Raw genomic sequence first — 13,517 nt, 5'->3', positions numbered from 1 at the left:
TTATTAGAGGTCGTACTTACGCTGTTGCGATGAGATTATTATAGAATCCTCTGCATTTATACGTTAGAACAAACCTCTATAACTCTTGCCTAATCCTACAAATATTCATACTATCAGGCAACTCTATAAAATAAGCACTCGTGATGAATCAAACGACTATTGACCAACTTTTAGCAGTACTACCTAGAAATAAAACCATCGAGTCCGCTGTTTCAGGCTTGTTCTTTTACTGCGCGGACAAACCAAGCAAAGCCGTAAGCTATATTCAAGAGCCAAGTATTTGTATTGTATTGCAGGGAGAACGCGAGATTTATTTGGGTGCTGACTGTCAAAGGTTTGACAATAGTAACTTGATGTTCTGTCCAGTTAATATACCGCTAAGTATGCATATTAAACATGCTTCGATAAAAAACCCTGTCATTGTTTTATCAATGAAATTAGATTTAGCCATGATTAGAGATGTATTAGCGCAGCTACCGACCACACAACCAATGGCAGGCAGCCATTTAGGGATAAAGTGGCACCTAGATGACACCATAATGGACGCGTTTGATCGATTGATACGCTTGCTTAATTATCCAAACGATATTGATTTTCTGTCTTCTTTAATTCAACAAGAAATATACTATCGCCTACTCTTGGCTGAGCAAGGCAACAAACTTAAGCAATTGGTCGTTAGCGGTAGCCATACACACCGCATTGCCCAAGCGACTGACTGGATAAAGGCGCATTTAGATGAACCTATTATGGTTGAGAGCTTAGCCAGTCGATGCGGTATGAGCATCTCAGGGTTTCACCAGCACTTTAAAGAAATTACCCAATTAAGCCCATTACAATATCAAAAAAAAGCTTGCGATTAATGGAAGCGAGGCGGCTGATCAAGGTGCATGGAGCACAGATATCACAGATTGCCATGCAAGTAGGTTACGAAAGCCCCAGTCAATTTAGCCGCGAATATAAGCGATTGTTTGGTGTGAGCCCAAGTAGTGAGCTAATGTGGTAGCCATCTCATTATTTATATCTACAGCGAATACAAATCATAAGTTTTTTTGAGTATCCCCATCATAGCTATATAAGGAAATATCGTGCAAGAATTAAGACATTTTGAAGATATTTACATGACAGACCCAAGCCGACAGGACTCGATGTTACCTGCGGTCTAAAGCACTTTTCTATTATCACTTATGCGGTGCCAGCAGAGAGATTTGAGGGTATATTTCCCGATCGGTTCAAGCTTGATACAGTAATGATAGATGGTATAGAAAAAGGCTTGATTTCTGTTGTCCCATTTATTGACGTTGATTTTACCTCTGCCGTTTTTCCTTTTCCAACCTTCACGATGGGGCAGACCAATTATCGTATCTACATCATAGATATAGAGACAGGCGAACGCTGTGTATGGTTTTTAGGTACGACCTAGATTCTTGGACATTGGCAATACCTAGATATTTATGGAATCTGCCATGGCATAGTGCTGATATGACTTTCGATTGTCACTTTGATAATGAGACTGGTAGATATACAAAATACTCGGTCACTGCTGATTCAGAATGGGCTACTGCCGAAGTGTCTCTTGAACAAAAGGTAGAGGATGTTTTTGCATTTACAGGTTTTCCTGATACTGAGTCTGCTCTTGTTTACTTGACCCATCCATTGGCAGGATTTTATCATCGTCGTGATGGTAAGCTTGGTACTTATCGAGTTTGGCATAAAAGACTCAATGTCAGAACCGCCTCCCTTATCTCTGCCGACTTCAAGCTCTTATCAACCTTAGGTATTGTGACTCCTTCAGAGCAAAACCAGCCTTACAGCGTACTCATAGAGCCATTGAATGAATTTACCATTTATTTACCACCACAGATTATTGATTGACTACTATCTTTTGGCTACAAGAATTCATCTGAGTATCGAAACTCCCATTGATAACTAGGTTTCAAGGCCAATGCCTACTCAAGAGATCTCTACACTTTCTCATTTTTTTAGCCAAAAGAAATTTGTTGTTCAAGCAAAAAAACAGTTGACTTTCACTATACATCCGTAATATAACATATAGTATATATTTAAAAAAATGAATGTATTCGAGCTGTTTTCAGTAGATGATATTTGCATAGATTGGGGAGGAGATAACATGATTCGTTTAAGTTACACTCTAAAATGCTGGGCGCTAGGCGTTGCTTTTTTTCTTAGGGTTTTACTTTATAGTTGTCATGAGTGACCCAGGTTTTAACAAATATGTCTATATATTGGCTCTTAGTACGTTACTATTTCCCATTGCCAAGCGCTCTGTCGATGTGATGACTGAGTTTTTTACTCCAGATATTGAGCTGTTTGATGGACTCGTGCCTTCATTATTAATAAATATCGTGATTTGGGCATTAACCCCATTTATCGTGGCAATCACTGTGATTACGTTTGTGCTCTATAGTATGGGTGTGTTGACAGAAAAAAATCAGTCATTAAATAAAATATTATCCAAATAAAAAGGCCAGATGAGCGATTGCTAATCTGGCCTTTTTATTTGGAACACCGCCTACTCTAACCCATCTTATCCCACATTTTGCTTAGACGTTTGGGCGATACTGCCATACGAGTTTTCATAGGCTGGGCAAACAGTTGAATACGGTATTCCTCCACCATCCAGCGATACTCACTGATAGCTTCTTTATCCGCACGTCCTGCTAGCCGCTCCATATGCAAATCAAGCGCGTAGACACCATCAAGGTCGGCGTCGAGGTTGTGCTCCAAACGCTCTAGTCGAATCTGTAACGCTTCAAGATAGCGTGGATACTGTTGCCAATGGCTATAATCCATCCGATAAACAAAATCAGCCAAATGTAAATCTTCTAACTGATCTTCGATATCATCGATAGACTCACCAAATATCTCGCGATCTAGCATCAGTAGTCCTTGGCGAATACGTTGCCAACGAGTATAAACATTCTTAAGCGTTTTGATAACGCTTTGACCAGTTAATAAGAAATTATTCACCACCACTTCAAGAGTTTGGGTATATTCCTCAGAGGTAAACGGTAGCTCCTCGCTCAATCCAACTGCGATGTCATCGGCGCTTTCTGGTAAATTCTCAGAATGATCAAATAAGACATAGTGCTCTTCGAGAGCCGCGTCTAACGCAGCATCTATAACGATTGTTTTAAGTTTATCCATGTCGCCAAGTGGCGCAAATGCCAGTTTAAATATACTATCGATTTGGCTCGTTAGCTGCTTTTTCTTTGCACCAAGTTTGCCTTTTATTAAAGTCAGCACCCCGATACGATGTGCTTGAAGTGCTGCATTGACATCAGTATATTGATGAATCGATACAGCTTCTCCCGCTTCATCAGCGACGAGCGCTGCAAACTGTTTCATCACCACACCTGCACTATGATGATTTTTGCTGAAAGCAAAATGCTCAGGAAACTCAGTATGCACGCCTTGCTGTTCATTTACCGCTTGACTGGTTTCAGATGCATGACGAATCTGTAGGGTTTGCAGATCACGGCCTTTTTCGATGATACGGTTTTTCTCATCGACCACGCAGATTTGTGGCTGCAAATAGCGATCAATCGTAGATGGATTGAAGTTCTCTGGTGTCACCGACATGATACCGCGACGATGCAATGCCTGACATAGCTGTTTCAGCAATCCTTGTCCACCCTTTGGCTGCAACTCATCAAACAAACTGTCTGCAGTATTGGGTATCGGTACGATTTGACGACGTATCTCCTTTGGCAGTGACTTGAGCAGCTGCAATACCAATTCATAGCGCCAACCGGGCACACCCCACAGTAGCTCAATCGCGTCGAGCTGCGGTAATGCGGCAAGCGGTACACGTATGGTCACACCATCATCATCGCTGGCCGGATCAAAGATATAGCGGAGCGGCAGTTTTAGATCGCCTAGCTTCCACACTTCTGGGAAGTCTCCTGTAGTCGGTGCTTGGCTATTAAGTACGTCTTCATCAGTGAAGAACAGATGCTTGGCATCATGCTTTTCGACTTCTGCACGCCAATCTTCAAATGCTTTACGACTGGCGACATGCTCAGGGATTTTCTTGTCATAGACTGATAGAGCGTCTCTTCATCCACCAACAAATCACGGCGACGTAACTTGTCTTCGATACGTTCAACATGAGCAATCTTGTCCATATTGTGCTGTAAAAAAAAGGCGCGTTGCGACCAAAGTTACCTGTCACCAATCCATCACGGATAAATATCTCTCGTGATTCAATTAAGTTAACTTGCTCATAGTTGGTCAGCTGCTTACCAATAATAATCAGTCCAAACAGACTAATCTGTGCGTAGGCTTTGACGCGTCCTGTTTTCTTGGACCAATGTGGTTCGAAGTAATGATATTTCAGCAAATCACCTGCCGCTGAGATAATCCATTCTGGTTCGATTTTGGCAACAGTACGCATAAAGACTTGTGAAGTCTCCACCATTTCAAACGCCATTACCCAAGGTGGTATTTGTTTAAACACCGTACTGGCTGGAAATATCTTGGCCTTTTGCTGACGCGCAGCCAAATACTCACCGCGGCTTTCAGTCTTATGCGCGATGATAGACAATAAACCCGTCAATAACGCTCTATGCAGATTGGCATACTTGACTGCTTTTAACTCTTCGTCTTCAATCGCTGTTGGATCATTTACAGCCACATTTTTATCAGCAGCTTTTGATTCATTAACATCAGTTAGCTTCAGCTCAGTGACCATCTGTACCAACTGACGATGCGTCTGATGCCATTCACGTACACGCGGGAAGCTCAGATAATTTTTCTTAGCAAACTGCTTACGCTGATTGCCAGACAGTTTATTGCCGTCTTCATCTTTTTCAAACAGCGCCTTCCATAGACTCAAATAAAACAAAAAGTCAGAATCGTCTTGACGGAAGACCGCATGCTTTTGATCCGCTTGCGTACGTTTATTGGCAGGACGCTCGCGTGGATCCTGCACAGCAAGCGCAGCCACAACGATTAGCATTTCGCGAATACAATCAAAGTCAGAACCAGCCACAAGCATACGTGCCAGCCTTGGATCAATTGGCATACGTGCCATTTTCTGACCAGTTGCTGTCAAACGCAGGTGATCAAGCCCTTTTCTAGCTTTTGGCTTATTGGTTTTGTCCTGAGCAGCGGTATCTTTCTTAGAAGTAATAGCGCCCAGTTCATCTAGCAATTTATGACCATCAGTGACCAATCGGCTATCAGGCGGCTCAATAAATTCAAAGTCATCCACACTACCCAGACGTAGATTGGCCATTTGCAGGATTACTGACGCTAAATTGGTACGTAGAATCTCAGGCTCAGTGAACTCAGGACGACCACTAAAATCTTCTTCACTATAAAGACGAATACAAACACCTGGGGCAACACGGCCACAGCGACCTTTACGCTGATTGGCCGCTGCTTGCGAAATCGCTTCAATCGGTAAACGCTGTACGCGCGAGCGATACGAGTAACGCGAAATCCGCGCAAAACCTAAGTCAATCACATAGCGGATACCCGGTACGGTCAATGCAGTCTCAGCAACGTTGGTCGCGATAACAATACGGCGACCTCGACCTGATGGTTGAAAAATACGCTGCTGCTCTTCATAAGTCTGCCGTGCAAACAGTGTAGTACTTCTGTATGGCGCGGGCCATGACGCTCAAGCACCTCTTGCGTTTCGCGAATCTCTGCTTCAGTCGCAGCAAATATCAAAATATCAGCTTGATCGGCGTGGCCTTTGCTCTGCGCATCGCTAAAGCACTCTTCGACAGCGGCAACCACAGCACGCGGCAGGTTCTCTTCAAAATCATCGTAGCTGTCATCTTCCGAGCTATTCACTGGCTCATCTGTCAACGGACGATAACGGACTTCTACTGGAAAACTACGCCCTTCTACATTAAAAATAGGTGCAGGGACTTGCCGTTTGAGCTTATTGTCATAACGCTGAAGTATTCACTAAAGCGCTTAGTATCAAGGGTCGCCGAGGTAATAATAACTTTTAAATCTGGGCGCTTGGGCAGCATCTTTTTGAGATAACCCATAATAAAATCAATGTTTAAACTACGCTCGTGCGCCTCATCGATAATAATCGTATCGTACTTACTCAAAAACCGATCATGACCTAGTTCAGCTAGTAAAATACCGTCCGTCATGAGCTTTACAACAGATTGCGCTGTCCCTTGCTCATTAAAGCGAATCTTAAAACTGACAGTATTACCTAATGGCTCACCTAACTCTTCTGCGATACGGTTTGCCACACTACGAGCAGCCAATCGTCTGGGCTGTGTATGCCCTATCTGGCCTGTAATACCTCGTCCTGCTAACATCGCAAGCTTAGGCAACTGCGTCGTTTTACCAGAACCCGTCTCGCCAGCGACAATAATGACTTGATTATCGATAATCGCTTGTACTAAGTCTTCTGCGCGTTGGCTAACAGGCAAATCCAGGTTTAGTTTGGCAGGTAAATCACTTGGAATACTATCGATACGTGCTTGCACAGCTTCTTGAGAACGCGTTTTTATTTTCTCGTACTGAGCACGTTTCTTGGCAAGTACATCATCTGAATTGTTCTTTTCTTTAGAATCATGATTAGATTTTTTTATTCTTAGGCACAGCAGCACGTGCCAGCTCACGTTCAAGACGGCTTAAGTAATAGCTATTCTTGGCAAGTACTGGTAAATCCGCCAGTGGTACTGCTGGCTTCTTAGTATCTTGAGTTTCATTTACAATAGATGTATCTGAATCGCTGTTTTCAGGAATATTGGGCTTAGAAGTATTGGGCATATTTGCTTAGGCTATTTATTATGTAGAATTGGTTAGATTATGGGGGTAATTGGGGTATGATTCAAGTTAGTCGAGTCCTGATTGCTCTCGTAAGCTGTCCATTAGGTTTATTTAATCAAGCGTGTATTGAGTTACTTTTATGAAATTTAGATAAATCTATTATAGCGCCAATTTCTTTAAATTCTTGATGCTTAGATAGCCGACGTACTCTTTGTCTTCTTTAGCATTCAGCTCATCTGTATCACTAATAGGCTCAATCGAAAGCTGAACATTGGAGATAAGATCATTTACGTTATATATGTCATCTATATCTACTGCAAACTTATCATCAATATGAGAAGCTGCATTGAAAGGTGACGTTTTATCTTTAAAAGTAGATTGCTTATAAAAATCACTTTTTTTTGCTTGTTTGATCGCGTCAGCTTGGTTAGGTGCAACGATGAGTAGCTTATAATGGAATTCTTCAAAACTGTCCTGCTGATAGCCACCTAGATTGATAAAGAATAACTTTAAGTCAGCAGCAGCCTTTAATTGCTGACTTGGTTCAATTAACTTAATGGCATAACTACCCACTTTGGCAATCGCTCGATACGAATCAATATGCCATTTATTTTTTTACCTCAGGCCAATGTTCATTGATATCTCCTATCAAGTCACTCACTTGACTGGCTGCACCAAAGAAAATATCGTGTTGCTCAATCAAACGGCCTTTAGGACGGCCGCCCAATTGAACCATATATAGTGTTAGCATTTTACGTAATCTCTATTAAATAAAACCCATAGTTAATCTAAAGGTAATGCTGTCATTGCTAGGATAGAACGTTTTTAAGTACTGTCATACTGGAATCACTCTACCCGTCTTCAATGCAAATGCCCAATCTTCACGTCCGTTTCTTAGAGCCATATTTGCTGCTGCTTCATGGTCATAAGCGACCCTGACATGCTCAGTTTGCCAATGTTTACCTTGTTGAGTCTCAATACATTTGATAAGAGCATAATTAGCATGAGGCGAATAAGTTTGCATCTTATGAATAATAGGCAAATCGTCTTCGTAAGCTGGATAGCCAACGCTACCACTATTCACAATAGTTTGTCCTGACGACAGTACTACTGTACGCGGGATGTGTGTATGACCACATAAGATAACATCATTATCAATACCATCAAGTAACGCCAATATAGTCGCATCATTACGCACTATTGGTTGACCCGTTTCGATATCCTCTAGTAAATATATCATGTCATCGGTCGGCGAACCGTGGCAGAGGTATACATCCTCACTTACATGAAAATCAAATGGTAAAGACCGCATCCATTCAATCGCTTTTTTAGAGAGATCTTTGATAATAAACCCATGGTTGGATTATTAGCAATTTCTGCCGTAGTGGCTTCATAAATCTGCCTATCCTGATTGCCTCTAATGGTAATAATATCATCTCGATTTGCCATTAATAGCTCATAGGTAGCATGAGGTGCTATTGGCCCGTATAAAATATCACCAAGATTGACAATCTGATCAACATCTCGATATCTTATATCGGCAAGCACAGCTTCAAGGGCGTAGACATTACTATGAATATCTGAAATCGCAGCGATGGTTGTTATCTGTTTCTTTTCTAAGTTATCCATTTCCTGACTCACTAATCAAAAACTGCTTTACAACGTCAACGGTTGCTAACGGATCTTCTTCGTGCGGTACATGACGACCTAAGTTATCAAATATTTTAAGCTGACTATCACGTATATCTCTATGAAATAACGCGGCGTTTTCTACAGGAATAAGATCATCTTTTGCACCCCATAAGATCAAAGTCGGTATGTCCAGCTGCTTTATTTGAGCTTGATCACTGTCATCATCAGTCTCATTTAGGCGACGACTTAATGCTTGACGATTACCTTTGCGTAGGGTCAATTCATAGTATCTATCAACCAAGGCATCGTTTACTTTACTATTGTCTGCATACACGCTTAAAACGCTTTTCTCAACAACACTTCTGGGTAGGATGCGATTTAAAATTGGTGACATCGCTGGATATTTAGCAAGTTTAAAACCAATAGGAATATGTTTGGGCGTTGCTGGATAACCAACTGAATCTACCAATATCAATCGATTGACACGCTCAGGATACAAAGCTGCAGTACGCCACGCTACCTTGCCTCCCAATGAATTACCAGCTAGCGTGACACGGTCCAGCTTCAAATGATTAAGTACTTCAATGACAAACGCCGCATAATTTTCGCTGCTATATTGTGTGCTCTCGTCCACATAAGGACCTGTCAAACCAAACCCTGGCAAATCCATGCTCACGACACAGTATTGATCAGACAGCGCCTTGGTCCAGCCCTCCCATGTATGCAAACTTGCCGATGTACCATGCAATAAAACGATTGTTTCGGGTCGGTTTTTTTTCGGCTGCATTGTCACGATTTTTATAACAGTTAGCTGACTGCACTACATGCGCCTGCATACCTTGTATGTCTATAAATTCGCTGTTGGGTAGTTGCCATTGTTTTAGCTCAGCGACGGTACGATCAGGTGCCCAGTATTTTGCTATAAATACCATTAACACGGCAATTGCGCCTAGCACTATGAGAACAACTGCTTTCAATAAATACTGTGTCATGTGATCAAATCCATTTAATAAGATGACGTTAATAATAAACATTCTATACCGTTATCTCATACGATAAGCCATAAAAAACCCCAACGTTCAATTTGTCTTGAACATTGGGGTTTTTAGCATTTGTACATATGACTGTGTCTACATGAGTTATTTAACTACAGTAAGAAAAAGTATGCCCAACACCCAACGATGATAGTAGAGATAATATTAAGGATGACACCTGTACGTATCATCTCTGTTTGCTTGATCAAACCTGTACCAAACACAATAGCATTCGGCGGCGTAGCAACTGGTAGCATAAAGGCACAGGACGCACCGATACCAATAATAAGTACTAAGACCTCACTCGGTATACCCATATGCTCGGCAATTGCCACAAACACAGGTACTAAGAGCGCTGCTGAAGCCGTATTTGATGCAAACTCTGTCAAGAAAATAATAAAGGCTGAGATTGCAAGCATCACCACCAATAGTGGCGCTGTTTGTAAGCCATTAGCAACCGTCTCGCCTAACACTAATGACGCACCTGATACTTTTAGGATATTTGATAGCGCAATACCGCCACCAAATAACATGAGCACGCCCCAATCCGTGTTGTCTGATACCTGTTTCCAAGAAACTAGACCCAAGCTCACGACCGCCACTGCTGCAAGCAACGCGACAACGGCATCTGTATCTTCGATACCAACTGCAGCCCCAATTTGTTTAGACAACATCCAGCTAGCTGCCGTGACAATGAAAACAGTAATTGTTAATAGGCGGGTTTTGGTCCAAGGAATGATTTCATCTTGCTCTAGCTGCATAGTACGGTTTAGGTTCGGCTTTAGATACAAATACATCGCACCCAACAGTACTGGTAATAGTATCAGCATCATTGGGATACCAAACTTCATCCAATCAACAAATGCGATATCCAATGCTTTTGCAGCAATGGCATTTGGTGGCGAGCCGACAATCGTGCCCAAACCACCCAAACTTGCTGAATAAGCAATACCAAGCAGTACAAACACAAAAGTACCGCGATCTTCTTTACTATCAACTTGCGTTAAAATACCGAGTGCCAATGGGAGCATCATTGCCGTTGTCGCTGTATTCGATATCCACATGGACAAGAATGCCGTCACACCAAATATCAAAAATACTGCTGTACTGAGCTTGCCGCCCGACAACGATAGAATTTTTAGCGCAATCTTTCTATCAAGCTTTTGTACATGTAACGCGGCCGCCAAGGCAAAACCACCAAAGAAGAGATAAATAATGGGACTAGCAAAGCTTTGCAGACCGACTTCAGCATTAAAATCAGGAATGCCAATTAATGTCCCAACCACAACCACCAAGATCGCAGTGATTGTGACGTGTATCGCCTCAGTGAGCCATAGCACGCCGATAAAAAACAGCATTGCTAGCCCTTTGTTAGCACTGACCTCAAATGGCAATACACTATAAATAATAAAACTAATGATTGCCGCAATGGCGACCACGATCAATCCTTTTCCCGTTCCCTTTGGGAATGTATCCGTAAATAAATACTCGTTACCATCATCAGGAATATGGCTATCCAGCTTTTTCTCTGACATAAATTATCCTTATCGCATCCAAAGTGAGTATGAAGTCAAAATTATTGCAACACACACTTATTATAAGACATCATGATATTCATATAGCGAACATTACGCGCGAAAATATCATATCAGAATAACTTATATATGAATACATTTTGATTAATTTTGTTTTTTTTAGGATATCTGTTTGATTCGTTAATGATAATCACCTCTCGACTTTGTGAGATTTTTCAATAGTAGCTTTCTCACTACTTTGTTCTCACTGCTTTGAATGGACGCCTTGGTTGATAAAAATTACATAAAGCATTCAAACATTCATCATTTGGGGCTATACAAGTAAAAACCGATACCACATAATCAGAAGGTTGAATAGAAAATTATCAATAAAAACAAAAGGAATGACACTATGACAGATGCAAATAAAACCGATGCAACCACAAAAATGGCGCCAAAAGACATCAATCAAGATAGTCTGGCCAAAGAAGATCAACAGCGTACTGACGACTCAGCGCTAGATATGATGCAAGGTATGCATGAGCATGAAGATCATCAAGAAGAAGGCGCAAAATAAAAGATGGCAGAACGGCAGATAAAGCCAGTTATCTAGTATTAACAGCAAAAATAAGAAGCGCTTGTCATGATGATGAGCGCTTTTTTTAGTTTTGTTTCTCTCACCTCTGGCAGATGATCTGAGACATAGTTATATATAAATGCTGATGTTAGAACGATTGCGATGGGTACAAGCAGCGCATCATAGCTGACTTTTGCAAACAAGAAAGCGCCTACTGCGCTACCACCGCAGAAACAATACCAGATAATGGCTTGAAACCCTAAGGTTGGCTTACTAATAGAACGACCAGCAAGCCAATTACCAATTGCCGCCCCCATGTCTGAGGTCAGCCCTGTCAAGTGGGTGGTCCGAATGACCGCCCCACTATAAGTTGCGACCATCGCATTTTGCAGTCCACATGCCATTGCTGCTGCTAATTGCCCTAAGTAATCATGCTGCTGATACAACCAATAGCTAACCAACAGTAGTGCTGCTTCTAGATATAGCGCTCGTCCATAACGACGACCGAGTTTCAATGATGTCTGTCCAATGACAAAGCCGCTTAGTATAGCCCCTGCCAAAAAGGACAGCAACAAGGTACCAATATATAAAATACTACGCGCGTCTGAATGAGCGATTGCCGCTGCAAACAAGCTCACATTGCCCGTGACGTGCGACACTGATAAATTGGCAAACCCCATTAACGCCGTCGTATTCACGCAACCAGCACTAAAGGCCAATACCGCCCCGCCCCATAGTATCCACTTTGGTAACTTGGTTATCATATCCCTCGTCCAAAGGCACGCAGCCAAAAAGCACGTAGCCAAAAAGACTCATAGTATAACTAGAAAAGACAGCCATTTGGCTGTCTTTTCTATTATCAAACGAATCATCTATAACAATTACTGTGCTGGTTCATCAAGCATCATCAACTGCTCGCTGATAGCAACTGTATTGAAACCCGCATCAACGAACATAATCTCACCTGTGATACCAGATGCCCACGGCGACAATAAGAATAACGCAGCGTTACCTACTTCTGTCTGTGTGATATTGCGTTGTAATGGCGCAATTTTTTTCGCTGATATCGAGCATTTTACGGAAAGATTTGATACCACTAGCCGCTAGCGTGCGGATAGGACCTGCAGATATCGCATTAACACGGATACCTTCACCGCCCATAGACGTTGCTAAATAACGAACACTGGCTTCTAAACTGGCTTTTGCCATACCCATGACATTATAGTTTGGCAATACTGAAATGCTACCTTCATAAGTCAGTGTCAACATAGAACCATGGCGCATCGCTAGTAATTCACGAGCCGCTTTAGCCAATGCAACGAAGCTATAGCTAGAGATGTCATGCGCGATGTGACTGCCTTCACGAGTCGTTGCGCTAACAAAATCGCCGTCTAGCTGATCCATCGGTGCAAAACCAATGGCATGTACCACACCATCAATACCGTCGCCCCAATGAGCAGTCACTTGCTTAAAGCACGCAGCAATTGACTCATCAGAAGCTACGTCACATTCTAGAACCAAATCTGCTTCAAATTTTTCAGCGGCCATATCGACGCGTTTTTTGATTTTGTCATTCGGGTAAGTCAGAATTAGTGATGCCCCTTCGCGGTGCAGCGCTTCTGCGATAGCCCAAGCGATAGAGAGTTTACTTGCGATGCCAGTTACGACAAATCGTTGTCCTTGCAGTAGCATAAGATTTCCTTTTGAATCAATCGAGATGATTTAGAATAAGAATTTATTTAGAGTAATTAGAAGATTGAGACTACTAAATAGTACAAATGAAAAGATGAGTTATTATACACGAATTAATTTAAGTAAACAGTCGTAAACTGTATTTGGTGCTTGTTATTGGATTGACTGATACAAACAACTAATAACGTCAAAATGACTAATAGCAGTTTATCACTTCAAGTAGTATCGACAGTGAGAGTTTTTCGTGAGTTATTAGATTGCATTTTAGCATCAACGCTTCACGATAAAATACTCAGACTA

At 41.9% G+C, this 13,517-nt stretch carries 13 protein-coding genes and 3 pseudogenes; 5 read left to right on the top strand and 11 right to left on the bottom strand.

Features of this window, described 5'->3' with window-relative positions; genetic code table 11:
- The first annotated feature begins 143 nt into the window (after nt 1-143).
- The 4 genes and pseudogenes from TT11_RS14625 to TT11_RS14605 all read left to right on the top strand — a co-directional run bounded on the left by TT11_RS14625 (nt 144) and on the right by TT11_RS14605 (nt 2,480).
- Entirely contained in the window at nt 144-860 is a 717-nt protein-coding gene (locus TT11_RS14625; protein ID WP_261870972.1) for an AraC family transcriptional regulator, read from the top strand.
- Nucleotides 860-1,003: a helix-turn-helix domain-containing protein gene (locus tag TT11_RS14620; protein ID WP_261870971.1), complete on the top strand. Its 144-nt coding sequence runs from the start codon at nt 860-862 to the stop codon at nt 1,001-1,003. Before TT11_RS14625 ends, TT11_RS14620 begins: the two co-directional genes overlap by 1 nt.
- A gap of 186 nt (nt 1,004-1,189) precedes the next feature.
- Nucleotides 1,190-1,872, top strand: a pseudogene (locus TT11_RS14610) (DUF2071 domain-containing protein).
- A gap of 335 nt (nt 1,873-2,207) precedes the next feature.
- Complete coding sequence (locus tag TT11_RS14605; protein ID WP_261870968.1) at nt 2,208-2,480, top strand: hypothetical protein; 273 nt, start codon at nt 2,208-2,210, stop codon at nt 2,478-2,480.
- Nucleotides 2,481-2,535: 55 nt separating this feature from the next.
- On the opposite strand, the pseudogene hrpA reads toward TT11_RS14605, so the two are convergent.
- The 9 genes and pseudogenes from hrpA to TT11_RS14560 all read right to left on the bottom strand — a co-directional run bounded on the left by hrpA (nt 2,536) and on the right by TT11_RS14560 (nt 10,969).
- A pseudogene (hrpA, locus tag TT11_RS14600) lies at nt 2,536-6,623 on the bottom strand (ATP-dependent RNA helicase HrpA).
- Entirely contained in the window at nt 6,574-6,768 is a 195-nt protein-coding gene (locus TT11_RS14595; RefSeq protein ID WP_261870967.1) for a hypothetical protein, read from the bottom strand. Before TT11_RS14595 ends, hrpA begins: the two are co-directional and overlap by 50 nt.
- 159 nt (nt 6,769-6,927) lie before the next feature.
- Nucleotides 6,928-7,341, bottom strand: coding sequence for a hypothetical protein (locus TT11_RS14590; RefSeq protein ID WP_261870966.1), 414 nt, complete (start codon nt 7,339-7,341; stop codon nt 6,928-6,930).
- Between the two features lie 34 nt (nt 7,342-7,375).
- Nucleotides 7,376-7,519, bottom strand: coding sequence for a DUF1543 domain-containing protein (locus tag TT11_RS14585; protein WP_261870965.1), 144 nt, complete (start codon nt 7,517-7,519; stop codon nt 7,376-7,378).
- Nucleotides 7,520-7,603: 84 nt separating this feature from the next.
- Nucleotides 7,604-8,080 carry a metallophosphoesterase gene (locus tag TT11_RS14580; RefSeq protein ID WP_261870964.1) on the bottom strand — a complete coding sequence of 159 codons (477 nt, stop codon included), beginning with the start codon at nt 8,078-8,080 and terminating at the stop codon, nt 7,604-7,606.
- The gene (locus TT11_RS14575; RefSeq protein WP_261870963.1) at nt 8,050-8,397 is read right to left on the bottom strand and encodes a metallophosphoesterase; all 348 of its coding nucleotides are present in this window, start codon (nt 8,395-8,397) and stop codon (nt 8,050-8,052) included. The genes TT11_RS14580 and TT11_RS14575 overlap by 31 nt, the downstream gene beginning before the upstream one ends.
- Nucleotides 8,390-9,127: an alpha/beta fold hydrolase gene (locus TT11_RS14570; protein ID WP_261870962.1), complete on the bottom strand. Its 738-nt coding sequence runs from the start codon at nt 9,125-9,127 to the stop codon at nt 8,390-8,392. Before TT11_RS14570 ends, TT11_RS14575 begins: the two co-directional genes overlap by 8 nt.
- Complete coding sequence (locus TT11_RS14565; protein ID WP_261870961.1) at nt 9,090-9,392, bottom strand: hypothetical protein; 303 nt, start codon at nt 9,390-9,392, stop codon at nt 9,090-9,092. The genes TT11_RS14570 and TT11_RS14565 overlap by 38 nt, the downstream gene beginning before the upstream one ends.
- Before the next feature lie 155 nt (nt 9,393-9,547).
- Nucleotides 9,548-10,969, bottom strand: a complete 1,422-nt coding sequence (locus TT11_RS14560) for a DASS family sodium-coupled anion symporter (protein ID WP_165596973.1) — start codon at nt 10,967-10,969, stop codon at nt 9,548-9,550.
- Between the two features lie 391 nt (nt 10,970-11,360).
- Between TT11_RS14560 and TT11_RS14555 the strand changes: the two genes are divergently transcribed.
- Nucleotides 11,361-11,525: a hypothetical protein gene (locus TT11_RS14555; RefSeq protein ID WP_167669405.1), complete on the top strand. Its 165-nt coding sequence runs from the start codon at nt 11,361-11,363 to the stop codon at nt 11,523-11,525.
- Between the two features lie 38 nt (nt 11,526-11,563).
- On the opposite strand, the gene TT11_RS14550 is transcribed toward TT11_RS14555, so the two are convergent.
- The gene (locus tag TT11_RS14550; RefSeq protein WP_261870960.1) at nt 11,564-12,289 is read right to left on the bottom strand and encodes a YoaK family protein; all 726 of its coding nucleotides are present in this window, start codon (nt 12,287-12,289) and stop codon (nt 11,564-11,566) included.
- A 117-nt stretch (nt 12,290-12,406) separates the two neighbouring features.
- Nucleotides 12,407-13,217 (bottom strand): annotated as a pseudogene (locus TT11_RS14545) (enoyl-ACP reductase).
- Nucleotides 13,218-13,517: the final 300 nt, after the last annotated feature.

The organism is Psychrobacter sp. JCM 18901 (assembly GCF_000586435.1).
Classification (GTDB): Bacteria; Pseudomonadota; Gammaproteobacteria; order Pseudomonadales; family Moraxellaceae; genus Psychrobacter.
Note: the sequence above shows the minus strand (reverse complement) of the source record. Positions and strands in the feature narration are given on the sequence as shown.

What these genes read in the sequence shown, in the direction of transcription:
- TT11_RS14625 (WP_261870972.1), top strand. Translation starts at nt 144, where the DNA reads ATGAATCAAACGACTATTGACCAACTTTTAGCAGTACTACCTAGAAAT.
- TT11_RS14605 (WP_261870968.1), top strand. Translation starts at nt 2,208, where the DNA reads ATGAGTGACCCAGGTTTTAACAAATATGTCTATATATTGGCTCTTAGT.
- TT11_RS14555 (WP_167669405.1), top strand. Translation starts at nt 11,361, where the DNA reads ATGACAGATGCAAATAAAACCGATGCAACCACAAAAATGGCGCCAAAA.
- TT11_RS14585 (WP_261870965.1), bottom strand. Translation starts at nt 7,519, where the DNA reads ATGCTAACACTATATATGGTTCAATTGGGCGGCCGTCCTAAAGGCCGT.
- TT11_RS14560 (WP_165596973.1), bottom strand. Translation starts at nt 10,969, where the DNA reads ATGTCAGAGAAAAAGCTGGATAGCCATATTCCTGATGATGGTAACGAG.
- TT11_RS14565 (WP_261870961.1), bottom strand. Translation starts at nt 9,392, where the DNA reads ATGACACAGTATTTATTGAAAGCAGTTGTTCTCATAGTGCTAGGCGCA.
- TT11_RS14620 (WP_261870971.1), top strand. Translation starts at nt 860, where the DNA reads ATGGAAGCGAGGCGGCTGATCAAGGTGCATGGAGCACAGATATCACAG.
- TT11_RS14580 (WP_261870964.1), bottom strand. Translation starts at nt 8,080, where the DNA reads ATGCGGTCTTTACCATTTGATTTTCATGTAAGTGAGGATGTATACCTC.
- TT11_RS14595 (WP_261870967.1), bottom strand. Translation starts at nt 6,768, where the DNA reads ATGCCCAATACTTCTAAGCCCAATATTCCTGAAAACAGCGATTCAGAT.
- TT11_RS14575 (WP_261870963.1), bottom strand. Translation starts at nt 8,397, where the DNA reads ATGGATAACTTAGAAAAGAAACAGATAACAACCATCGCTGCGATTTCA.
- TT11_RS14550 (WP_261870960.1), bottom strand. Translation starts at nt 12,289, where the DNA reads ATGATAACCAAGTTACCAAAGTGGATACTATGGGGCGGGGCGGTATTG.